Genomic DNA, 21,618 nt, shown 5'->3' with positions numbered 1-21,618 from the left:
TCAAATGCAAGCGGCAACTGTTGTTATTAACCGCCGCGCTCTGCGACACAACCTGCAACGTCTGCGTGAACTGGCACCTGCCAGCAAGCTCGTTGCAGTCGTGAAAGCGAACGCTTACGGACACGGTCTTCTGGAGACCGCGCGAACGCTCCCCGATGCCGACGCTTTTGGCGTTGCCCGTCTCGAAGAAGCACTCCGCCTGCGCGCGGGCGGGATTACCCAGCCGATTTTACTGCTCGAAGGCTTTTTTGAAGCCGCCGATCTGCCGACCATTGCCGAACAGCATCTGCATACTTCGGTTCATAACGAAGAACAGCTGGTGGCGCTTGAAACGGCCAAGCTGAGCGAGCCGGTCACCGTGTGGATGAAGCTTGATACCGGTATGCACCGCCTCGGCGTGCGCCCGGAAGATGCAGAAACGTTCTACCAGCGCCTGTGCCAGTGCAAAAACGTCCGCCAGCCGGTGAACATCGTCAGCCACTTTGCCCGCGCCGACGAACCTGAATGCGGCGCAACCGAGCAGCAGCTTGATATCTTCAACACCTTCTGCGAAGGCAAGCCCGGCGCGCGCTCTATTGCGGCTTCCGGCGGCATTCTGCTGTGGCCGCAGTCCCATTTCGACTGGGCGCGTCCGGGGATTATTCTTTACGGCGTATCGCCGCTGGAGCATAAGCCGTGGGGGCCTGATTTTGGCTTCCAGCCGGTGATGTCGCTGGTCTCTAACCTGATCGCCGTGCGCGAGCACAAAGCCGGGGAGCCGGTGGGCTACGGCGGCACCTGGACCAGCGAGCGCGATACCCGTCTGGGTGTGGTGGCGATGGGCTACGGCGATGGCTACCCGCGCGCCGCGCCGTCCGGCACGCCTGTACTGGTTAATGGCCGCGAAGTGAAGCTGGTAGGCCGCGTGGCGATGGACATGATCTGCGTTGACCTTGGGCCAGATGCCCAGGACAAAGCGGGCGACGACGTGGTGATGTGGGGCGAGGGTCTGCCCGTCGAGCGCATCGCGGAAATGACGGGAGTAAGTGCTTACGAACTTATTACGCGCCTGACGTCACGCGTCGCGATGAAGTACATAGACTGACGCCCTCAGGGGGGAGACCCGGCGCGCCTCCCCCGCAACGATAACATCCCCTCGATCTTATTCTGCTTCCGGTTTATTGTTGAATTCCCTGCCTGATAATAATCCGGAGAACCATCGCGTGTTTCAGAAAGTAGACGCCTACGCTGGCGACCCCATTCTCTCCTTGATGGAGCGTTTCAAAGAAGATCCCCGCAGCGATAAAGTGAACCTCAGCATTGGCCTTTATTACAACGAGGAGGGCATTATTCCTCAGCTGCAGGCGGTAGCCGACGCCGAAGCGCGTCTTAACGCGACACCGCATGGCGCCTCGCTTTACCTGCCGATGGAAGGGCTGAACAGCTACCGTAACACCGTCGCTCCGCTGCTGTTTGGCGACGATCATCCGGTGCTGGCGCAAAAGCGCGTGGCGACGATCCAGACGCTGGGCGGCTCGGGCGCGCTGAAGGTCGGGGCGGACTTCCTGAAAAAATATTTCCCGGATTCCGGCGTATGGGTCAGCGACCCGACGTGGGAAAACCACGTGGCCATTTTCGAAGGCGCAGGCTTTAAGGTCGAGACCTATCCGTGGTTCGACAGCGAAACCAACGGCGTGCGCGTGAATGCCCTACTTGAAAAACTGAGCACCCTGCCGGCGCGCAGTATTGTTCTGCTGCATCCGTGCTGCCACAACCCAACGGGGGCGGACCTGACCCATTCTGAGTGGGATGCGGTCATTGAGGTGCTGAAGGCGCGCGATCTCATCCCGTTCCTCGACATCGCCTATCAGGGCTTTGGCGCAGGGATGGAAGACGATGCGTACGCCATTCGCGCCGTGGCCCACGCCGGGCTGCCTGCGCTTATCAGCAACTCCTTCTCTAAAATTTTCTCCCTGTACGGCGAGCGCGTGGGCGGCCTGTCGGTCGTGTGTGAAGATGCCGAAGCGGCCGGGCGCGTGCTTGGGCAGCTAAAAGCCACGGTGCGCCGCATCTACTCCAGCCCGCCGAACTTTGGGGCGCAGGTCGTCGCAACGGTGCTCGGTGACGAACAGCTGAAAGCCAACTGGCTTGCGGAAGTGGAAGCGATGCGCAAGCGTATCCTGTCGATGCGCCAGGAGCTGGTGAACGTGCTGAAAGAGGCGGTGCCGGGGCATAATTTCGACTACCTGCTGAAACAGCGCGGCATGTTCAGTTATACCGGCCTGAGCGCCGCACAGGTCGATCGTCTGCGCGAGGAGTTCGGTGTCTACCTGATCGCCAGCGGCCGCATGTGCGTGGCGGGCCTGAACGCCAATAACGTCCAGCGCGTGGCGCAGGCGTTTGCTGCTGTAATGTAAGCACTCACTACCGTTTCGCCCTCTCCCCGAGGGAGAGGGCATCAGGTCGCCGAGCAGCCTAATCGCCCGGTGGCGCTTCGCTTACCGGGCCTACGGGCTGGGTGTTCTCCCTCTCCCTGTGGGGGAGGACATCAGGCCGCCGTACAGTCTAATCGCCCGGTGGCGCTCCGCTTACCGGGCCTACGGGCTGGGTGTTCTCCCTCTCCCTGTGTGAGAGGGCCGGGGTGAGGGCATCAGGCTGCTCAGGTCGATGTCTCGCTTTGTGATCGTCTTCTTTTTCTTCAGATTGATAAGCAAAAACTCCTTTTCTTCCCCTGCCGCTGGGGTTATGGTCGGATAGTTTTTTGACCACTCACACAAAATAAAACGATAACAAACTGAATATTCAGGGGAAAATATGCGCAAGATCACACTGGCGCTCAGCGCCGCCTGCTTATTGTTCTCGCTTAACAGTGCCGTAGTTGCACGCGCATCTGCGCCGACGCCGCTTTACACCGGCACCACCGCCGCCATCCTGGCCGAGCAAGCCCCCATTCACTGGGTCTCCGTGGCACAAATTGAAAACAGCCTGATGGGCCGGGCACCAATGGCCGTCGGCTTCGACATCGACGACACCGTGCTGTTCTCCAGCCCCGGCTTCTGGCGCGGCAAGAAAACCTTCTCGCCGGACAGCGAAGCCTATCTGCAAAACCCGGAGTTCTGGGAAAAAATGAATAACGGCTGGGACGAGTTCAGCATTCCGAAAGAGGTTGCCCGGGTGCTGATCGCCATGCACGTTAAGCGCGGCGACAGCATCTACTTCGTCACCGGTCGTAGCCAGACCAAAACCGAGACCGTCTCTAAAACCCTGCAGGACGATTTTTTGATCCCGGCGGCCAGCATGAACCCGGTGATTTTTGCGGGTGATAAAGAGGGGCAAAACACTAAAACCCAGTGGCTTGAGCAGAAAAATATCAAAGTGTTCTACGGGGATTCTGACAACGACATTACCGCCGCGCACGACGTGGGGGCCAGAGGGATTCGGGTGTTACGCGCCTCGAACTCAACCTATCGCCCGCTGCCGATGGCCGGAAAGTTTGGCGAAGAGGTGATTGTTAACTCAGAGTATTAATGGCCGCGCGGCGGGCCGGATCCTTTTTTAATCAAATCTTGCCGCCGCGGGTTTTACCTTTCGCCTTCTTGCTGCACACTTAGAAAGATTCATCTTTCTTAACGGAGCAGCCAATGTGGTATCAACAGACCCTGACCCTGAGCGCAAAATCGCGCGGATTTCACCTGGTGACGGACGAAGTCGTCGGGCAAATCCGCGATTTATCGCGCGTCAAAACGGGTTTGCTGTACCTGCTGCTTCAGCACACGTCCGCCTCTCTCACGTTAAACGAAAACTGCGATCCCACCGTCCGGTCTGATATGGAACGGCATTTTCTCAAAACCGTGCCCGACAACGCCGCCTATGAGCATGACTATGAGGGGGCGGATGACATGCCTTCGCATATCAAATCCTCTTTGCTGGGGGTATCGCTGATGCTGCCGGTACACCAGGGGCGGCTGATGCTGGGCACGTGGCAAGGGATCTGGCTGGGAGAGCATCGCATTCACGGTGGTCCGCGTAAAATTATCGCTACGCTACAAGGGGAATAAAGATGACAATTTCGGAGATACTTCAGTATTGCATGAACAAATCAGGCGCGGAGCAAAGCGTCCACAACGACTGGAAAGCCACGCAGATAAAGGTCGGCGACGTGCTTTTTGCGATGGTCAAAGAGGTTGAAGGCCGCCCGGCGGCAGCGCTGAAAACCAGCCCGGAACTGGCCGATCTGCTGCGTCAGCAGCATCATGATGTGAGGCCGAGCCAGCATCTCAATAAGGCGCACTGGAGCACCGTGTATCTCGACGGTTCGATTCCCGATTCACAGATTTACTACCTGGTGGATGCCTCTTATCAGCAGGCAATAGAGCTGCTGCCTGAACAGGTCAGACAGCAGCTGTCGGTATGATTACTTCAACAACGGCTTGAGGAAGCGCGCGGTGTGCGAGGCTTCGCACTCAGCAACGGTCTCTGGCGTGCCGGAGACGAGGATTTCACCGCCGCCGCTGCCGCCTTCCGGACCCAGATCGACGATCCAGTCTGCTGTCTTAATCACGTCCAGGTTGTGCTCAATCACCACGATGGTGTTGCCCTGATCGCGAAGCTGATGCAGAACGTCGAGCAACTGCTGAATGTCCGCAAAATGCAGGCCGGTGGTTGGCTCATCGAGAATGTACAGCGTCTGGCCGGTGCCGCGCTTGGACAGCTCGCGCGCCAGCTTCACGCGCTGCGCCTCGCCGCCGGAGAGCGTGGTGGCAGACTGCCCAAGGCGAATATAGGTCAGACCCACGTCCATCAACGTTTGCAGCTTACGCGCCAGCGCAGGGACGGCGTCAAAGAACTCGCGCGCCTCTTCGATGGTCATATCCAGCACTTCATGGATGGTTTTGCCCTTGTACTTAATCTCCAGCGTTTCGCGGTTATAGCGCTTGCCTTTGCACTGGTCGCACGGCACGTAGATATCCGGCAGGAAGTGCATCTCGACCTTGATCACGCCGTCGCCCTGACAGGCTTCGCAGCGACCACCGCGAACGTTAAAGCTGAAACGTCCTGGCGTATACCCGCGCGAGCGTGATTCCGGCACGCCGGCAAACAGCTCACGTACGGGCGTGAACACGCCGGTATAGGTTGCCGGGTTGGAACGCGGTGTGCGTCCAATCGGGCTCTGGTCAATGTCGATAACCTTGTCGAAATGCTCCAGCCCGTGAATCTCGCGATACGGTGCAGGCTCAGCGAGCGTCGCGCCGTTGAGCTGCGTCTGCGCAATCGGGAACAGCGTATCGTTGATAAGCGTCGATTTCCCGGAACCGGACACGCCGGTAATACAGGTAAACAGGCCGACCGGCAGCGTCAGGGTCACGTCTTTCAGGTTGTTCCCGCGCGCGCCAGTCAGTTTCAGCACTTTTTCCGGGTTGGCTGGCACGCGCTGTTTCGGCACTTCAATTTTGCGCTTGCCGCTCATGTACTGGCCGGTCAGTGAGTCCGGTACCGCCATGATGTCTTTCAGCGTCCCTTCAGCCACGACCTGGCCGCCGTGCACACCCGCGCCCGGGCCAATATCGATAACGTGGTCAGCGGCGCGGATAGCATCTTCGTCGTGCTCCACCACAATCACCGTGTTGCCGAGGTCGCGCAGGTGAACCAGCGTGCCAAGCAGTCGCTCGTTGTCGCGCTGGTGCAGGCCGATGGACGGCTCATCCAGCACGTACATTACGCCCACCAGGCCCGCGCCAATCTGGCTTGCCAGACGGATACGCTGCGCTTCACCACCGGAGAGCGTTTCCGCAGAGCGGGAAAGCGTCAGGTAGTTCAGGCCGACGTTCACCAGGAATTTCAGACGATCGCCAATCTCTTTCAGCACTTTTTCAGCGATTTTCGCCCGCTGGCCGGAAAGCTTGAGATTGGTGAAGAAGTCCATCGCGTGACCGATGCTCATGTCTGAGATGGTCGGCAGCGCCGTGTTTTCGACAAACACGTGGCGCGCCTCACGACGCAGACGAGTGCCTTCACAGGTTGCACAGGAGCGGTTGCTGATGAACTTCGCCAGCTCCTCGCGTACCGCGCTGGATTCGGTCTCTTTGTAGCGGCGCTCCATGTTGTGCAGCACCCCTTCGAACGGGTGGCGACGCACGGAGGTATCACCGCGATCGTTCATGTACTTGAACTCGATGTTCTCTTTAGCGGAACCGAACAGGATCACTTTGTGCACGTTTGCGCTCAGGCTGGCCCAGGGGGCTTCAACGTCGAACTTATAGTGCTCTGCCAGCGATTTCAGCATCTGGAAGTAGTAAAAGTTACGCTTATCCCAGCCGCGAATCGCACCGCCCGCCAGGGACAGCTCCGGGTTCTGGATCACGCGGTCCGGGTCGAAATACTGCTGCACGCCCAGGCCGTCACACGTCGGACACGCGCCCGCCGGGTTGTTGAAGGAGAACAGGCGCGGTTCCAGTTCGCGCATGCTGTAGCCGCAGATCGGGCAGGCAAAGTTGGCGGAGAAGAGCAGCTCTTCCGCTTTGGTGTCGTCCATATCGGAGACCACCGCCGTACCGCCGGAAAGCTCCAGCGCGGTTTCAAACGACTCCGCCAGACGTGTTGCCAGATCTTCACGCACTTTAAAGCGGTCAATCACCACTTCGATGGTGTGTTTCTTCTGCAGTTCCAGCTTCGGTGGATCGGACAGGTCGCACACTTCGCCGTCGATACGGGCGCGGATATAGCCCTGGCTTGCCAGGTTCTCCAGCGTTTTGGTGTGCTCGCCCTTACGCTCTTTGATGATGGGCGCAAGCAGCATCAGGCGTTTGCCTTCCGGCTGAGACAGCACGTTATCGACCATCTGGCTGACGGTTTGCGCCGCCAGCGGCACGTCGTGATCCGGACAGCGCGGCTCACCTACGCGGGCATACAGCAGACGCAGGTAGTCATGAATTTCAGTAATGGTACCGACCGTTGAACGCGGGTTATGCGAGGTCGATTTTTGCTCGATGGAGATAGCCGGTGATAACCCTTCAATATGGTCAACGTCCGGTTTTTCCATCAGCGACAGAAACTGGCGCGCATACGCGGAGAGTGATTCAACGTAGCGACGCTGCCCTTCGGCATACAGGGTGTCGAAAGCCAGTGAGGATTTGCCAGAACCCGAAAGCCCGGTCACGACGATGAGTTTGTCGCGAGGGATGACGAGGTTGATATTTTTGAGATTGTGGGTGCGAGCGCCCCGTACTTCGATCTTATCCATTCACCTTTCCCGGTAGAAACTCGGATGCCTGGTATGTTTGAAGGACAACCGGCAGAAACGGCTAATTATGACACAATTTAACCTGTCTGGATATACAGTATTGGAATGCAATTTCTGATTCACTGTGTAACAATGTCGAGTTCGCGGGAGAACTCTGGAACGTGCTACGCAACTATCAAAGTAGCGCATGGAAATGGTACACTCGCGCGTTTACACTATTAAGAAACGTATTCAGGAGACACGAACATGGCCAGCAGAGGCGTAAACAAGGTGATTCTCGTCGGTAATCTGGGCCAGGACCCGGAAGTACGCTACATGCCGAGTGGTGGCGCAGTTGCCAACATTACGCTGGCTACGTCCGAATCCTGGCGTGATAAAGCGACCGGTGAGATGAAAGAGCAGACTGAATGGCACCGCGTTGTGCTGTTTGGCAAACTGGCTGAAGTGGCCGGCGAATATCTGCGTAAGGGGTCTCAGGTCTATATCGAAGGCCAGCTGCGTACCCGCAAATGGACCGATCAGTCCGGCGCTGAGAAGTACACCACTGAAGTGGTGGTAAACGTTGGTGGCACCATGCAGATGCTGGGTGGCCGTCAGGGCGGTGGTGCACCGGCAGGTGGCGGCCAGAACCAGCAGCAGGGCGGTTGGGGTCAGCCTCAGCAGCCACAGGGCGGCAACCAGTTCAGCGGCGGCGCGCAGTCTCGTCCGCAGCAGCAGTCCGCACCGGCACCGTCTAACGAACCGCCAATGGACTTTGACGACGACATCCCGTTCTAAGCCTTCCGCGCTTAGCCGTAAAAAAAGCCCCGAAAGGGGCTTTTTTATTTCTGGCTCGCGTAGCGTTGTAAAAACCGGGTGAAGTCGCTGAAGCTGAGCGGTTTCGAGAAAAAGTAGCCCTGCAAACAGTCAATCTCATTCGCCTTGAGATAGGCTACCTGATAGTCATACTCAACGCCTTCCGCCGTCGTCAGGATATTCATCCGCTTTGCCATATCAATCACGCAGTCAATCAGCGGCGTCGCGGTGTCCTGCGAAATCTGCCGGGTAAACATGCGGTCAATCTTAATGCTGTCAGGATTAAGGTTGGTGATAAACGCCAGGTTGGAAAACCCCGTGCCAAAATCATCCAGCGCGATCTTAATGCCGCTGCGCTTAATATGGGCAATCTTCGCCACAAGCGCATCGCTGATATCAATGTTTTCGCGCTCGGTAATCTCAAACACCAGGGTGATGCCAAGCTCCGCAAACGTGGCTGCCCAGTCGTCGATAAACCGATCGAAGGAATTGTCCACCACGTGCGCATGGCTGATGTTCAGGTTGAGCTTAAAGCCCGGCTGAAAGGTGGCAGCACCCTGCCGCAGGTCGTGAACCACCTGTTCCAGCAAACTTTCCGTCAGGTCGATAATCAGCCCGGTGCTTTCCGCCACCGGGATGAAAACGTCTGGAGGAATAAAGCCCAGCTCGGCGTGATGCCACCTTGCCAGTACCTCTGCTCCCGCCACCGTGTTGGTTCTGGCGCATATCAGCGGCTGATAGTGCGGATGAATTTGATGCTGTCTGATGGCGCTGGCCAGCTGCGCGTACAGAGAATGGCGGCGGAGCGCCAGCAGCCAGGTCAGGGTCGCCATGATGGTCGACATCGACAAAATAAAGGCGAGGGAGAGCCATGAGTCGGTCACGAACCCAATAATTTCGCCCATCTCCGGCCTTCTCCATGCCAGCGAGTACAAGGTGGAGTGGGCCGGAAACGGTTCATAGTCGGCAAATTGTGCCGCCGCGAGCGGCCCTTTTTGCAGCCCGGCGGCGTTGAGCGTTTTACCTGATACCTGAATAATCAGATCGTTGCCCATCACCTCCAGCAGGAAGCGCAGGTCGGACGCGACGTAAAGCGTTCCCTGAGGAAAATGGCTTATCAGTGAAATAACGCTAATGTCGGGGGCACTAAGGGCGTTCGACATCCACACCGTTTTATCCAGCGGAAGCCGGGAAGTGACGCTGGCGTGTTTATTCGCTAACAGAGAAGAACAGCTAATATGCTGATTGTGAACGAAGTTTATCGAGTAAATATGCATATAGCGGCCCGGCAGCATATTCAGTGCTTTCTCGACGTTAAAAGTGCAGACTTTGCCCAGCAGCGCAGACGCCTGGCGGGAGGCTTCATGCGCATCTCGCAGCATGCTGTCCAGAATCGACTGCACGTAGCGCGCCTGCTCCGCCATGCGCTTTTGATGGTTATCCAGCCCGTTAATCATCGCCAGCGTGGTGGTGACCACCAGCGTAAGCAAAAACGCGATACCGGCGGCCAGCATGCGGTTTTTGGTCTTACGCAGAAAATTTTGCTGATACATGGTGGTGCGCCTTACGCGCGTTCCGGCTGCATATACTGCTGATGGAAGGCCTCTTTGCTCACCGGGCGAGAGAACAGGAAACCCTGGCCGTATTTCACGCCGTGACGCAGCATGCTGGAGACATGGGTGTAGTTTTCGATGCCTTCAATGACCACGTCCACGTCGATATCCTCCACGTACGCCAGCATGGCGAAGGTATTGTCGAGGCGGTTGGCGGCCAGACAGCTTCTGTCGAGCTTGATGTAGTCGGGCAAATAGAGCGCCAGCCGCGACCGGAGCTTTTCCAGACAATCAATCCCGTCCCAGGCCAGGTTGATCCCCGCACCGTGCAGCGTATCGAGGTTCTGCTTCACCGTCTCATCAAGCTGGTCAGCGCCATCGGTGATCTCAAACACCAGATTGCGTGGCGCGAGCGGGTGCGCAGCAATCAGCGCAAGCACGCGGGCAGCAAAGTGGCTGTCCTGAAGCTGCACCCAGGAGATATTGAACGTAAAAAGCCGGTTATCAAGATGCTCGCGCGGCTGGCCGGCAAGAAATTTAAACGCCTGCGCCAGGATGTAATCACCCATCGGCAGAATACCGCCGGTTTTTTCCAGCTCGCTGATGAACAGATGAGGCGGCACAATATTGCGCCTGTGCGTGCCTCGCACCAGCACTTCGCCGCCGATGCAGACAAACCGTGAGAGATCGAAAATCGGCTGGATAACGAAATCGATACCCGAGTCGAGTTTATTTTTTTCGACACACTGCACGACAAAATGCGTACTCTTTTCCATGCCAGCCTCGTAGCCACAACAATACAGCCTTAAACGACACAAACGCCGCCCAACTTAACCGGGCGATCAGCTGGCGATGATTTTATTTTTACCGCTTTTCTTGGCCTGATAGAGCAGCTTATCGGCACGGCCCAGGGTGTCCGGCAACGAGGTGCCTCCCATCTTGCACAGCCCCGCGCTAAACGAGACGTTAAGATCGTGTTCTCTGAAAGACCGTGTATTCACCGTAATGCGCCACTTTTCGAGGTAGCTTAATGCTTTTTCGGCGCTAATCCCCTGGAACAGAACCGCAAATTCTTCTCCGCCGTAGCGGTAGAGGGTGATATTTTCCAGACCGCGCAGCCGCGAACCCAGTTCAGCCACGGTTTTCAGCACCAGATCGCCTACCGTATGCCCCCAGGTATCGTTAATCATCTTGAAGTTATCGATATCCACCATCGCCAGATGGGTGTTCGGCTCACTGTTACAGCGCGCCGCATCGGCATCAAAGGCGCGACGGTTTTTCAGCCCGGTAAGCCCGTCGGTGAGCGCCTCGTGCGCCGTTTTCTCCTGCCGCTGCTGCGAGCTGTGGATCTCTTCGAAAATCAGCTCCTCCACGCTGGCGGGCTTGATCGTGCCGCCGCGGATGCTCGCCGCAATGCGCATAAAGATGGCGTTAAGCGCGGCTCGGGTCGACCACCAGCAGAAGAGCAGGGCAATAAGCGCGCACAGCGTTCCCCAGAGCGTGCTCAGGCACTGTTGAAAGGCAAGGTTGTTTAGCTCGCTCTGCTCCACTTCGTGCACCAGCAGCCAGGACTGGGAGCCGACCGTGCGGTAGGTGTAGTAGCGGTCGTCCATCACGAAGTCGCCGCGATGCTCCCGGGCGTTCAGCGCGATAGCTTTAAGCCTCTGCGGGTCGAACTGGTAGCCCGGATTGATCACCAGCTCGCCCTGACGGTTCATCACAAAGGTCCGGCTCTTCATGGGGGGCAGCGCGGTGCTGAGGATCTCGGTGCTTTTTTCCATGTCCAGATTCAGCGCCAGAACGCCCGTATTCGATCCGTCCGAGCCGTTAATGATGGGCAACGAAATGGTAATTACGCGCTCTCTGTGAGCGAAAGGGTCCCGGCTGACGCTGTAGTGCGCCTCGTCCGAGTCTTCGATGGAAATCGAAAACCATGACTCTTTGCGCGGGTCCCATTTCTGCTCTTGATCGTCGCTAAGCGGCACATAAGGAAGGCGGATATAGCTGCCATTATTGTCCACGTGAATGATTGAGAGGGCGTCCGGCATAATGCGCAGGCGCTCGATCATCCAGTTACGCAACGTCCTGTCGTTTTCGTTTATTTTGTCGAATTTATGCTGATCGGCGGCGATGCGCGTCATTTCCCGCACGATACGCTCGTAACCATCCAGATATTTATCAAGGAACGATGCGACATTGCTGATATATAGACGGTTATGTCTTTTATTCGCTTCCTGCGTGGCGGACCATTGCGTAAGGGCAACCAGCGTACCAACCACAATAAAGGTCACGGCAAGTACGGCGAAACAAATATTTAACGGCCTTCTGAAATTCAAACTGTCGATCACTGATAACTCCGGATCACTCTCGTTATACCAAATATGAGGTATGTACTTAGCGGGATAATGGCAACTCGTTGAGGAAATGTTTAAATGCGTTGGGATAATGGTTCTGAACTACAAACAGTTAACAACGAGTAAAAATAACGCTCAAGACAAAGGGTACCTGCTCACTTTTTGATTGTCAAAGTCGATCGAATAATAAATATTGATCGATGAAATCAATCATGATTTTTTTAGAAAAAGTACATAACTATTATCGATCGATATATTCACATTGATTGGTTAAAACGATCTTTATGGTCGTAAGTTTTTGCTTAGTATTAATATAATCAGTATGTTGCATGATTTTGTGTGGCGAGGGAGAGGCTAAAGCGAATGCAATGCGCTCGTTATGAAATTAATGTGGATTTGATGCCGAAAGGGCAGGAAATACCCTTTCCTGCAATAAGGAAAATCTATTTCCTGCAGAATAAGAGATGTTAATTATTCGTTTCTTAAATCGTATTCAATGAGCGTCCAGTTAACGGGATAACCATTTTGCCAGGGTAATGTTTCTCCTTTTTTAACATTTACAACATTCGTTACGGCAGGATGATCAATTTGCCAGAAACCACTTTGTGGGCAAATATTCCCGCTTGAGCGTTTAATCCCCAGGGGACGCCGGGTGGAATCCGTTTGTGAGCCATAGGCGGCAACCGTCGCCATGGTCAGATTACTGCTGTCTATTTTCATCGCTATTTGTCCAGAGTTAATACATTCCGTATTAAAAATGCGACAAGATTTGTACATAACTTAACAGATTTGCTGCATCGTCCATTCATATAACTATGGTGAATGGTTTATATTGCAATAAAGCCTCTCCTTCGCCACAATAGCCGCCCTTTTGAATGAAAGTTGAACAAAAATGATACATCGCTGCTTTAGCCTACTGTTTTTAATGACATTATTTTTTAGCGGCGGCGCGATGGCGATAAACTGCCAGCGCGCGGTCACGCCGCTGGAGAATACCATTTGCAATAATGACAACCTCCACTGGCTGGATAACACCCTCTCCCTGATCTATAACCAGGCGGTTCTGGAGGAAGGGGTTGCAGACATCGATAAAAAATATGACGAGTGGGAAAAGCTGCTGGAGAAATGTACCTCTGACACCTGCATAGAACGTGCTTACTATGCTGGCATCAGTGCGATCTCCGACACCGACCGTAATTTCAAATGGGAAGGTAAATGGTGGAATATGCTGGCGCCCAATATGAGCGGCGGCGTGATCCAGTTCAGCCGAAATGCTCAGTGGAGCGTCACCCTGGATATTCGCGCCTGGGCAGGCATCAATGAAGATCAGTTTACCGCCGAAGCGAGACGGCTGTACGGCATGCTGGCCGTTGAACGCGTGGTGGACACCAGCAACTGCAAGCTCTTGCTGATCCCCAGAAAGGACGGCTCGTTGCAGGTATACAGTAATTCCGACTGGGGATGCCGTTTATCCATGCCCACCGGGGTGTTCCTGGACGGCGCATATAAGCTTTCCGAAACCGACCCCCGGCCAAAACCCACCTTGCTCTCTCTCGGTATCTTCCCGGATAGCGCGTTGGATGAGAAATTCCGCGCCCTGGTGGGGGAGGATTATCAAAACTTCGTCGACAGTGCCAACGTCTATATCTACCAGAACGATATCGATAATATCGGCGCGCGCGTGCTCTCAATGTGGGTTCAGGGTGCTGCGAACAGCCGCACGGCTATCATCATGTACACGCCAAAAGGCGAGATTTGGGCAGGCCGGATCTCTCCGGTGAAAGGTGGCGGGCTGGAGCTGCGCTATTACAGCACCGACGGCAGCGACCAGCGTAAAATGCCGCGTACGCTGGCCGCCTGGAAGGTGCGTTTTCTCGACGAATAGTTACGCCAGCGTGCCGACGATGGTGAGATCGCTGTCGTCCGGCACTTCGTTGTATGACAGCACGTGCAGGTTGCTGGCAAACAGACGCCCGTAACGTGAAATCAGCGGCCGCAGCTGAGGCGTCACCAGCAGCAGCGGCGGCAGACCCTTCGCTTTCATCTGCTCCTGAATCACAGGCATCGTGTTTTGCAGCTGCGTCAGGATGTTTGGATCAACGGCAAAACTGTCCAGCGCCACCTTGCCGGTTTGCTGAGACTGGTTCAGCGCTGCCAGCAAAATATTCTCCAGCGCGTTATCAATGGTATAAGCCGCCAGCTTTTGCCGATCGCCGTTAATGGCGTGGAGGATGGCGCGGCGCAGCGCGTAACGCACGTCAGCGGTAAGCAGAATCGGATCCTTGGTCACGGCTGAGCTTTCCAGCAGCGTAGAGGCAATGGTGACAATATCCTTCAGGGACACCTGCTCCAGCAGTAGCTGCCGGTAAATGCGCAGCAGCAGGCTAAAGTTGAGCGCATTCGAGAGATCTTCCGCCAGCTTCGGCGCCTGCAGCGCCAGACGCGCGTGCAGGTGGGTGATATCGTCATAATTAAACAGCTCCGGCAGATGCTCGCGCGCCACCTTGTTGACGTGCGTTGCCACCACGCTGGCGCAATCCACTACCTGATAGCCCAGGTTCAGCGCTTTGGCCTTCTGGTCAGGATCGATCCAGACGATCGCCATGCCGTAGGCCGGATCGGTATCCAGCACGCCGTCAATTTCGCCGTACAGCTCTGCGCCTGGAATGGCCATCAGCTTCTCGGCATACACTTCGCCGAGCGCCGTGCGGATGCCATTGATGTAGATCGCGTACTGGGCGGGCTTCAGGCGGAAGTTCTCCCGGATGCGGATCTCCGGCAGCAGCACGCCGCACTGTTCAGACACCACCTGACGCACGCCGCGAATACGCTGCGATAGCGGGCTTCCTTTCGCCGCATCGATCAGCGTCACCAGCTTATAGCCCAGATTCAGCCCAATCGGCTCGACGAGCGGAATACTTTCCCAGTTAATTGCAGGCGTCGCGTCCGTTGCCAGCGCGTCGCTAATGGCGTCGTAGTCAGTCTCTTCGGCGGCGGGCTTCACGACCTTGCTCTGTCGCCAGGCGGCAAACAGCAAAAGGGCGGTGAAGCACAGGAACGCGATGTGCGGCATGCCGGGGACAATCGCCAGGATGAACATGACGAAGGCGGCGGTATACAGCACCTGCGGTTTCGCCAGCAGCTGCGTTTTAATCTCATCGCTGACGTCGTCGCCGTCGCTGACGCGGGTCACGATAATCGCGGCGGCGGTGGCGAGCAGCAGGGACGGGATCTGCGCGGCCAGGCCGTCACCGATGGTCAGCAGAACGTACTGCTGGAAGGCGTGGCTGGCATCGAGATTGTATTTGAAGATACCGATGCAAATCCCACCGATGACGTTGATGACCAGCACCATGATCCCGGCGATGGCGTCACCACGCACAAACTTCGAGGCACCGTCCATCGCACCGTAGAAGTCGGCCTCTTTCGACACCTCTTTACGGCGGTCTCGCGCCTGGTTTTGGTTAATCAGCCCGGCGTTAAGGTCGGCGTCGATCGCCATCTGTTTACCCGGCAGGGCATCCAGCGTAAAGCGGGCCGACACTTCAGAAATACGTTCCGCCCCTTTGGTGACCACCACAAAGTTGATGATCATCAGGATGATAAAGACCACGAACCCGACCACGAAGTCGCCGCCAATCACCACCTGACCAAAGGCTTCGATAACCTTACCGGCCGCGCCTTCGCCCTCATGACCATGCAGCAACACCACGCGGGTAGAGGCGACGTTCAGGGTAAGTCGCATCAGCGTGGTGATCAGCAGCAGCGTCGGGAAGACGGCAAAATCCAGCGGGCGCTGCATATTGACCGCCACCAGCAGCACCACTACCGCCAGCACAATGTTGAAGGTAAATAAGATATCCAGCATCAGCGGGGACAATGGCAGCATGACCATTGCCAGCACGCACAGAAGCAGTACCGGAACGCCTATTCGCCCTTTACTGAGTATGGCAAGCGCCTGCTGTAACTTACTGTTCGCCATCGGCTTTTAAGACCTCTTTTGGAATGTTGATCTGCCTGTTCAGGCGGGGTTTTTGTTCAAGCTGGCCGGTACGCCAGGATTTAATCTGCATGACGTAGGTCAGCACATGCGCAATCGCGCGAAAAAGCTGGGCCGGAATTTGCTGGTTTACGCGGGTGGTGTGGTAAACCGCACGCGCCAGCGGTGGGAATTCGACCACTTCAATCTGGTGATGACGGGCCACGTCACGGATATGGAGCGCAATATCGTCCATGCCTTTTGCCACGATGTAGGGCGCTTCGGCTTTTTTCGGGTCGTATTTGAGCGCAACGGCGTAGTGCGTCGGGTTCGTGATAATCACGTCGGCCTCCGGCACGGTACGGTTGATCTGCCCCATCGCCATCTGGCGCTGAAGCTGGCGTATACGGCCTTTGATCTGCGGGTTACCGTCGTTGTTTTTGTACTCTTCTTTCACCTCTTGCTTGGTCATGCGCATTTTTTTGGTGAACATAAACTTCGCCAGCGGCACGTCGAGCAGGGCGAAGATCACAATCACCGCAATGAAATAGACCAGCACGTGATGCAGAATGCCAAACCCCTGATGAATCGCCTGATTCAGGCTCAGCCGCTGCAGGTGCAGCAGCGGGTTGAGCGAGCTGTGCACCATGGTGTAAAGCACCGCCAGAATAATGCCGCACTTGAGCATCATCTTGCCGACGTCAACGTAGTGGCTGCTGGAGAACATGCGCTTCACGCCGCTGATGGGGCTGAGTTTTTTAAAGTCGGGCTTGAGCTTTGAAACGGTGAACACCCAGCCGCCCGGGACCAGGCTTGCCACGATGCAGGCGAGGGGGATCGGTGCCAGGGTGATGATAAAGCGGATAATCACCCACACGTTCAACATCAAAAACTGGCTCAACGCCCCCTGGTCATCCAGCCGTCCCGCCATCATGCCGACCGAGGTAAAAGACTCCTCGACCAGCGTTTTGTAATAGGGAAAAAAGGTGCCCATGGTGATGAACGACGCCAGCAGGCCCACGGCCATGGTGAGATCTTTGGAACGCGGGAGGTCACCCTTTTCGCGCGCTTTGCGCAGCTTTTGCGCTGTGGGTTTTTCGCTTTTATCGCCACCGGCCGCCATCAGTGCGTCCTCACGGCTTCGAGCCTGGCCAGGATTTCGGTGGTCAGGTTGAGATAGTGGTCGGGAATATTGGTCATCATCATCGAAATACAGAGCAGGCCAAACAGCATGCTGATTGGAAAGCCCAGCGAGAACAGGTTGAGCGTAGGCGAGACGCGGTTAAGCAGCCCGAAGCCGCCCTGCACAATCAGCATTACAAAGGTGGTCGGGATCGCGATAAGCGTGGCCGACGACATAATCCAGCCCAGGCTCTGCACAATCAGCAGCAGGGTGGGTTTATTGATGGCCTGGCCGATGGGCCACCAGACAAAGCCTTTGTAGAGAATAGTGACCACCAGCAGGTGCCCGTCCATCACGAAAAACAGCAGGCCGCAGAAGGTGTAGATCATCTGCGAAATCACCGTGGTTGAGCTGCCGTTCACCGGGTCGTTCATCATCGCCATGCCGAGACCCATATTCATTGAAAGAATATGTCCCGCCGTTTGCAGCGCAACGAAGACCAGCTGCATCGCCATGCCAAACAGCATGCCCCAAAGCAGCTGTTCACCGATGAGCAGGACAGTGCGCATCGACATCAGCTCGGTGATCAGCACTTTATCCGGCAGCATCGGAGTGATGATTGCCGCCAGCGCCAGTGCCAGCACGGTTTTGATACGTCGGCTGAAGGCGCGGTTGTCCAGCACCGGGCAGAAGTGCAGAAACGCCAGAATGCGGAAAAACGGAAAAACCAGCGCCAGCAGCGGGTTGATCAGCGTAGAGATATCAATGCCCATTGCCCGCTATCCCACCAGCGCCGCCGCCTGCTGAAAAATATTGACGGTGAAATCCACCAGTTGGGTAAGCATCCATTTACCGCCAATAATCAGCACCGCCAGCGTGACCAGAAGGCGCGGCAGGAAGCTCAGCGTTTGTTCGTTAATTTGCGTGGTCGCCTGAAAGATACTGACGCACAGGCCGACAATCAGGCTGGGAATAATCGCCACGGCGGAGATAATCAGCACCAGCTTAATGCCGGTTGCCATGATGTCCCCGGCAATGTCCATCGTGACCATTGCTAAAGCCCCTGCACGCTGGAGGTAAGCGTACCGACAATCAGCGTCCAGCCGTCGCACAGGACAAACAGCATCAGCTTGAACGGCAGCGAAACAATCAGCGGCGAAAGCATCATCATCCCCATTGCCATCAGGATACTGGCGACAATCAGGTCAATGACCAGGAAAGGAATGTAGATCATAAAGCCTATCTGGAACGCGGTTTTCAGCTCGCTCAACAGATACGCCGGGGTCACCACCGTTAAATCCTGCTCTTTCGGATCGCCCGTCACGCCCGCAATCGTCATCATCTGCGACATGGCTTTATTGCTGGTTTGCGCCAGCATAAAGTTTTTCAGCGGCGTTTCCGCCTTGCCGAACGCCTGCTTCATGGTGATCTCGTCATTCTGAAACGGCACGATGGCGTCCTGATAAATGGTGGTCCACACCGGGCGCATCACCAGCAGCGTGAGCGCCAGCGCAATCCCGGTCAGGATTTTATTGGGTGGACTTTGCTGCAGGCCGAGCGCCTGGCGCAGGATCGCCAGCACGATGATAAAGCGCGTAAAGCAGGTCATCATCATCAGCATCACCGGGAGCAGACCCAGCAATGTCATCAGGATCAGGATTTCAATTTTGACGTTGTAATCCTGGCCGCCAGCGGTAGTGGACGAACTGAAAAGGGTGATATCGCCGTTCGCCGCCAGCAGTTGCGGAGAGACCAGTAAACCGCCCAACAGCAGCCACGGCAGGGCGGTGCGCAGGTGCAACGTCATCTTGTTAACTCGCCCAGCTCTTTGCTGTTGAATTCGAGAATGCGCAGGCCGTACTTATCGTTCAGCACCACCGCTTCCGCTTTACCAAACAGGATGCCGTTGACTTTAATATCCAGCGGCTCGCCCGCCATTTTATCCAGCTCAATCACCGAGTCGTGACCGACGGTCATCAGCTCTGCCAGCGACACCTCAACGGAGGCCACTTCCAGCGTCAGCGTGACGGGAATACGGCTGAACAGCGCCATTTTGCGCAGATCGTCAATGCCTGCCGGCGATTCCGGTTCCGCCTGGATGTCCATGCGGATATTGCCCTCAACGGTCTCTTCACGCGGCATCTCGCCGAGATTCAGGTCGCCAAAATCCAGGGACTGGCTCAGGTCTTGTTGCAGATCACTCATAATGCTTCTCAATGGTTCTGTCGTTAAATTCACAGAGTAATAACTTGCCGCGATCTTCAGCGATTTTGGCGTCAAAAATCTGTTCTTTGCCGATATACACAGGAATGTTTTCGTTAATATTGACCGGGATAATATCCCCCGGCTTTATCCGCGCCAGCTGGGCCACGGTGAGGTTGAGGCTGGTCACATGGCCGTGAAGCTTCAGCGGCAGACCGTAAAAGATCCTTTCGATTTGGGCGGGCGTCGGCGGCGCTTGTCGGCTGGTGGCCTGATCGGCGTCAGGCGAGCGCAGTTTTGCCAGCAGGTGATCGACATGCGCGTTATCAAACAGCAGGGTAAAGCTGCCCTGCTCATAGCCTTCGAGGGTAAAGGTGACGCACCAGGACCACTGATTAATGACGGTGGTGTTATCACTTTTAATCTCAACGTCCTGGCCGAACGTCTCTTTGTCGATTAATAACCGCGTGAGATCCAGCCCAATTTTATTTTTCAGGCGATCTTCAGTTTTTGTCACCGGCTGATGAACGTCCAGCGATTTATTACGGCTCTCTTTTCCCAGTCCGTAATAATCGTGAAGTATTTGCAACAGCAGCGTGCGTTCAATACTAAAGGCCATTGATCCAAACGGCGTTGAAAAGAGCTGCGTATTTTTATATGTCTGGTCGATGGCAAAGGTCATCGACTGCAGCGCGACGTTGACACGCAATTTTTTCAGAAAATAAATGCTTAAACGCGCATCGAAGATATCAAAACTGTCGTTCATCATCTTGGGCAATTTATGCCACGGACGTCCAAGCTTGCTCACGTCGAGCTTTACCATATCGGGGAGCGCCTGACGTTGGTAGATTCTGATTCGCTGAGGAGCTGCTTGCATAGATCTTCCGGATAACGATCGCCGTAAGCATAAAGCAGATGTCTTTACACATTGCTTAGCGGCATAAAAATATTTAAGTTTTGTTTAACCGTGTCGCTTTGTGAGTGAGTCGGTCTGCGTCACTATAAAGCCATATTGTCGGGTGGCTTTATTAGGGATATGAATTAGACGCTGTTCGTCTGTCATAATCAAGATGCCATGGATTATTAATTCGTTATTTTAGCTCGATTAATGTGCATTAATAACTCCTGTAACTTAATGATTTTTAAGGATTAAGATTTTAATACCCATTAAAAACAAGACAATTCCTAACGGTGAGTTATAATGCGCTCCAGTCATGAGTTCCCGTATTGAAAAATACCCGGTTAATTCGCTGTTATCCATATTGAATAGGCGTCTTTCTATAATGTACCTGAAAAGGTGCAGCGGGCCCGTATTCGCTCCAGGTTAACAATTAGCTTAAATGTTGGTGAGTTGTTATGAGTATTGTTATTGAACATGAAGCCCATAATGAAAATGGATTTGTTGCCCGTGCGCCAGAAAGCATAAATGTATTTTCATTAGCCCGTCGTGTTGCTAAATATAATGTGTCGGTACTCATTACAGGCGAGACGGGTACAGGCAAAGAGTGCGTTTCCCGCTACATTCATGAAAATGCCTTAGGGGCAGATGCGCCTTACGTTGGCGTCAATTGCGCGGCGATTCCGGAAAGTATGCTCGAAGCCATTTTATTCGGTTACGAAAAAGGTGCATTTACCGGTGCGGTAACCAGCGTGGCGGGTAAATTTGAACAGGCCAACGGCGGAACGCTGCTGCTGGATGAAATTGGTGATATGCCATTAGCCCTGCAGGCGAAATTATTACGCGTATTGCAGGAGCAGGAAGTCGAACGTCTGGGAAGCCATAAAAAAATCCCTCTGGATATTCGTCTGGTGGCGTCTACCAATAAAGATTTGCAGCAGGAAATTGCTGAAGGACGTTTCCGTCAGGATCTGTTCTACCGTATTTCCGTGGTGCCGATTCATATCACGCCGCTGCGCGAGCGCCGTCTGGATATTATTCCAATGGCGATGCGTTTTATCGCTAAATATAAAGCCTTTCATAAAGGCAATATTCGCCTGAGCGAAGAGGCCCGTCAGGCGCTGCTGACCTATGACTGGCCGGGCAACGTGCGCGAGCTGGAGAACGTGATTCAGCGCGGCATGATCCTGAGTAACGGTGAAGTGATCACCGCCAATGATTTTGGCCTGCCCGTTCCGGCCACGATGACGGCCACGTCAGGCGTCGATTTGATGCCCGCCTACCGCGAAGCGCAGGCTGCACCGTCGGCCATCGGCAACGTTAAGCTGCACGGGCGTATGGCGGAGTACCAGTACATCATCGAACTGCTGAAACGCCACAACGGCAATAAGTCGAAAACCGCCGCGTTTTTAGGCATCACCCCGCGCGCACTGCGCTACCGACTCGCCTCAATGCGCGAAGAAGGTATCAATATCGAGTGCTATTCCTGATGTGT

General features: G+C 55.2%; 20 protein-coding genes. 8 read left to right on the top strand and 12 right to left on the bottom strand.

Translation table 11 applies throughout. The features are described from left to right. Positions 1-4 precede the first annotated feature (4 nt). From alr to QLG21_RS16735, 5 genes are all read left to right on the top strand, one after another. Positions 5-1,084, top strand: coding sequence for an alanine racemase (gene alr, locus QLG21_RS16755; protein ID WP_282484834.1), 1,080 nt, complete (start codon positions 5-7; stop codon positions 1,082-1,084). A 118-nt stretch (positions 1,085-1,202) separates the two neighbouring features. Continuing rightward, on the top strand, positions 1,203-2,396 hold the full coding sequence (tyrB, locus tag QLG21_RS16750; protein ID WP_282484833.1) for an aromatic amino acid transaminase: 1,194 nt from the start codon (positions 1,203-1,205) through the stop codon (positions 2,394-2,396). A gap of 397 nt (positions 2,397-2,793) precedes the next feature. Continuing rightward, the gene (gene aphA / locus QLG21_RS16745) at positions 2,794-3,507 is read left to right on the top strand and encodes an acid phosphatase AphA (RefSeq protein WP_282484832.1); all 714 of its coding nucleotides are present in this window, start codon (positions 2,794-2,796) and stop codon (positions 3,505-3,507) included. Positions 3,508-3,620: 113 nt separating this feature from the next. Continuing rightward, positions 3,621-4,037 carry a secondary thiamine-phosphate synthase enzyme YjbQ gene (locus QLG21_RS16740; protein WP_137903559.1) on the top strand — a complete coding sequence of 139 codons (417 nt, stop codon included), beginning with the start codon at positions 3,621-3,623 and terminating at the stop codon, positions 4,035-4,037. Positions 4,038-4,039: 2 nt separating this feature from the next. Further along, positions 4,040-4,393 carry an MmcQ/YjbR family DNA-binding protein gene (locus QLG21_RS16735; protein ID WP_006177468.1) on the top strand — a complete coding sequence of 118 codons (354 nt, stop codon included), beginning with the start codon at positions 4,040-4,042 and terminating at the stop codon, positions 4,391-4,393. Here the strand turns inward: QLG21_RS16735 and uvrA are convergent, their stop codons facing one another. Beyond that, complete coding sequence (gene uvrA, locus QLG21_RS16730) at positions 4,394-7,219, bottom strand: excinuclease ABC subunit UvrA (RefSeq protein ID WP_006177467.1); 2,826 nt, start codon at positions 7,217-7,219, stop codon at positions 4,394-4,396. 246 nt (positions 7,220-7,465) lie between these two features. Between uvrA and ssb1 the strand changes: the two genes are divergently transcribed. Then, positions 7,466-7,996 (top strand): single-stranded DNA-binding protein SSB1, encoded by a 531-nt coding sequence (gene ssb1, locus QLG21_RS16725; protein ID WP_006177466.1) that lies wholly within the window; start codon positions 7,466-7,468, stop codon positions 7,994-7,996. Positions 7,997-8,040: 44 nt separating this feature from the next. Here ssb1 and QLG21_RS16720 read toward each other — a convergent pair whose 3' ends face one another. The 4 genes from QLG21_RS16720 to QLG21_RS16705 form a co-directional block, all read right to left on the bottom strand. Beyond that, positions 8,041-9,567, bottom strand: coding sequence for an EAL domain-containing protein (locus QLG21_RS16720; RefSeq protein ID WP_282484831.1), 1,527 nt, complete (start codon positions 9,565-9,567; stop codon positions 8,041-8,043). Positions 9,568-9,578: 11 nt separating this feature from the next. Beyond that, positions 9,579-10,343: an EAL domain-containing protein gene (locus QLG21_RS16715; RefSeq protein ID WP_282484830.1), complete on the bottom strand. Its 765-nt coding sequence runs from the start codon at positions 10,341-10,343 to the stop codon at positions 9,579-9,581. Between the two features lie 66 nt (positions 10,344-10,409). Next, complete coding sequence (locus tag QLG21_RS16710) at positions 10,410-11,915, bottom strand: sensor domain-containing diguanylate cyclase (RefSeq protein WP_282484829.1); 1,506 nt, start codon at positions 11,913-11,915, stop codon at positions 10,410-10,412. Positions 11,916-12,392: 477 nt separating this feature from the next. Further along, positions 12,393-12,641: a hypothetical protein gene (locus QLG21_RS16705; protein ID WP_137903563.1), complete on the bottom strand. Its 249-nt coding sequence runs from the start codon at positions 12,639-12,641 to the stop codon at positions 12,393-12,395. A 172-nt stretch (positions 12,642-12,813) separates the two neighbouring features. Here QLG21_RS16705 and QLG21_RS16700 point away from each other — a divergent pair, with 172 nt between their 5' ends. Beyond that, positions 12,814-13,806 (top strand): hypothetical protein, encoded by a 993-nt coding sequence (locus tag QLG21_RS16700; protein ID WP_282484828.1) that lies wholly within the window; start codon positions 12,814-12,816, stop codon positions 13,804-13,806. Here QLG21_RS16700 and QLG21_RS16695 read toward each other — a convergent pair whose 3' ends face one another. Genes QLG21_RS16695 through QLG21_RS16665 form a run of 7 tightly spaced genes read right to left on the bottom strand, consistent with a single transcriptional unit; the run spans position 13,807 to position 20,102 of the window. Further along, complete coding sequence (locus QLG21_RS16695; protein ID WP_282484827.1) at positions 13,807-15,903, bottom strand: flagellar biosynthesis protein FlhA; 2,097 nt, start codon at positions 15,901-15,903, stop codon at positions 13,807-13,809. It abuts the gene before it with no gap. Next, on the bottom strand, positions 15,890-17,026 hold the full coding sequence (gene flhB / locus QLG21_RS16690; RefSeq protein WP_282484844.1) for a flagellar biosynthesis protein FlhB: 1,137 nt from the start codon (positions 17,024-17,026) through the stop codon (positions 15,890-15,892). Before flhB ends, QLG21_RS16695 begins: the two co-directional genes overlap by 14 nt. Continuing rightward, positions 17,023-17,796 (bottom strand): flagellar biosynthetic protein FliR, encoded by a 774-nt coding sequence (fliR, locus tag QLG21_RS16685; protein WP_137903566.1) that lies wholly within the window; start codon positions 17,794-17,796, stop codon positions 17,023-17,025. Before fliR ends, flhB begins: the two co-directional genes overlap by 4 nt. Before the next feature lie 6 nt (positions 17,797-17,802). Further along, on the bottom strand, positions 17,803-18,075 hold the full coding sequence (gene fliQ / locus QLG21_RS16680) for a flagellar biosynthesis protein FliQ (protein WP_006177457.1): 273 nt from the start codon (positions 18,073-18,075) through the stop codon (positions 17,803-17,805). Between the two features lie 2 nt (positions 18,076-18,077). Beyond that, positions 18,078-18,830, bottom strand: a complete 753-nt coding sequence (fliP, locus tag QLG21_RS16675) for a flagellar type III secretion system pore protein FliP (RefSeq protein ID WP_137903567.1) — start codon at positions 18,828-18,830, stop codon at positions 18,078-18,080. Further along, positions 18,827-19,228, bottom strand: a complete 402-nt coding sequence (locus QLG21_RS16670) for a FliM/FliN family flagellar motor switch protein (RefSeq protein ID WP_006177455.1) — start codon at positions 19,226-19,228, stop codon at positions 18,827-18,829. Before QLG21_RS16670 ends, fliP begins: the two co-directional genes overlap by 4 nt. Then, on the bottom strand, positions 19,221-20,102 hold the full coding sequence (locus QLG21_RS16665; protein WP_088209312.1) for a FliM/FliN family flagellar motor switch protein: 882 nt from the start codon (positions 20,100-20,102) through the stop codon (positions 19,221-19,223). Before QLG21_RS16665 ends, QLG21_RS16670 begins: the two co-directional genes overlap by 8 nt. 479 nt (positions 20,103-20,581) lie before the next feature. Here QLG21_RS16665 and QLG21_RS16660 point away from each other — a divergent pair, with 479 nt between their 5' ends. Beyond that, on the top strand, positions 20,582-21,613 hold the full coding sequence (locus tag QLG21_RS16660) for a sigma-54 dependent transcriptional regulator (RefSeq protein WP_006177452.1): 1,032 nt from the start codon (positions 20,582-20,584) through the stop codon (positions 21,611-21,613). The last annotated feature ends 5 nt before the right edge of the window (positions 21,614-21,618 follow it).

Source organism: Enterobacter sp. V87_3, assembly GCF_029967835.1.
In the GTDB taxonomy this organism is placed as follows: Bacteria; Pseudomonadota; Gammaproteobacteria; order Enterobacterales; family Enterobacteriaceae; genus Enterobacter; species Enterobacter cancerogenus.
The sequence above is the reverse complement of the archived record's forward strand: the minus strand, read 5'-3'. Positions and strand labels throughout refer to the sequence as shown.

Excerpts from the sequence above, each read along its gene's own strand:
- alr (WP_282484834.1), top strand. The coding sequence starts at position 5 with ATGCAAGCGGCAACTGTTGTTATTAACCGCCGCGCTCTGCGACACAAC.
- aphA (WP_282484832.1), top strand. The coding sequence starts at position 2,794 with ATGCGCAAGATCACACTGGCGCTCAGCGCCGCCTGCTTATTGTTCTCG.
- QLG21_RS16740 (WP_137903559.1), top strand. The coding sequence starts at position 3,621 with ATGTGGTATCAACAGACCCTGACCCTGAGCGCAAAATCGCGCGGATTT.
- QLG21_RS16735 (WP_006177468.1), top strand. The coding sequence starts at position 4,040 with ATGACAATTTCGGAGATACTTCAGTATTGCATGAACAAATCAGGCGCG.
- uvrA (WP_006177467.1), bottom strand. The coding sequence starts at position 7,219 with ATGGATAAGATCGAAGTACGGGGCGCTCGCACCCACAATCTCAAAAAT.
- ssb1 (WP_006177466.1), top strand. The coding sequence starts at position 7,466 with ATGGCCAGCAGAGGCGTAAACAAGGTGATTCTCGTCGGTAATCTGGGC.
- QLG21_RS16720 (WP_282484831.1), bottom strand. The coding sequence starts at position 9,567 with ATGTATCAGCAAAATTTTCTGCGTAAGACCAAAAACCGCATGCTGGCC.
- QLG21_RS16715 (WP_282484830.1), bottom strand. The coding sequence starts at position 10,343 with ATGGAAAAGAGTACGCATTTTGTCGTGCAGTGTGTCGAAAAAAATAAA.
- QLG21_RS16705 (WP_137903563.1), bottom strand. The coding sequence starts at position 12,641 with ATGAAAATAGACAGCAGTAATCTGACCATGGCGACGGTTGCCGCCTAT.
- QLG21_RS16700 (WP_282484828.1), top strand. The coding sequence starts at position 12,814 with ATGATACATCGCTGCTTTAGCCTACTGTTTTTAATGACATTATTTTTT.
- QLG21_RS16695 (WP_282484827.1), bottom strand. The coding sequence starts at position 15,903 with ATGGCGAACAGTAAGTTACAGCAGGCGCTTGCCATACTCAGTAAAGGG.
- fliR (WP_137903566.1), bottom strand. The coding sequence starts at position 17,796 with ATGGGCATTGATATCTCTACGCTGATCAACCCGCTGCTGGCGCTGGTT.
- fliQ (WP_006177457.1), bottom strand. The coding sequence starts at position 18,075 with ATGGTCACGATGGACATTGCCGGGGACATCATGGCAACCGGCATTAAG.
- fliP (WP_137903567.1), bottom strand. The coding sequence starts at position 18,830 with ATGACGTTGCACCTGCGCACCGCCCTGCCGTGGCTGCTGTTGGGCGGT.
- QLG21_RS16670 (WP_006177455.1), bottom strand. The coding sequence starts at position 19,228 with ATGAGTGATCTGCAACAAGACCTGAGCCAGTCCCTGGATTTTGGCGAC.
- QLG21_RS16665 (WP_088209312.1), bottom strand. The coding sequence starts at position 20,102 with ATGCAAGCAGCTCCTCAGCGAATCAGAATCTACCAACGTCAGGCGCTC.
- QLG21_RS16660 (WP_006177452.1), top strand. The coding sequence starts at position 20,582 with ATGAGTATTGTTATTGAACATGAAGCCCATAATGAAAATGGATTTGTT.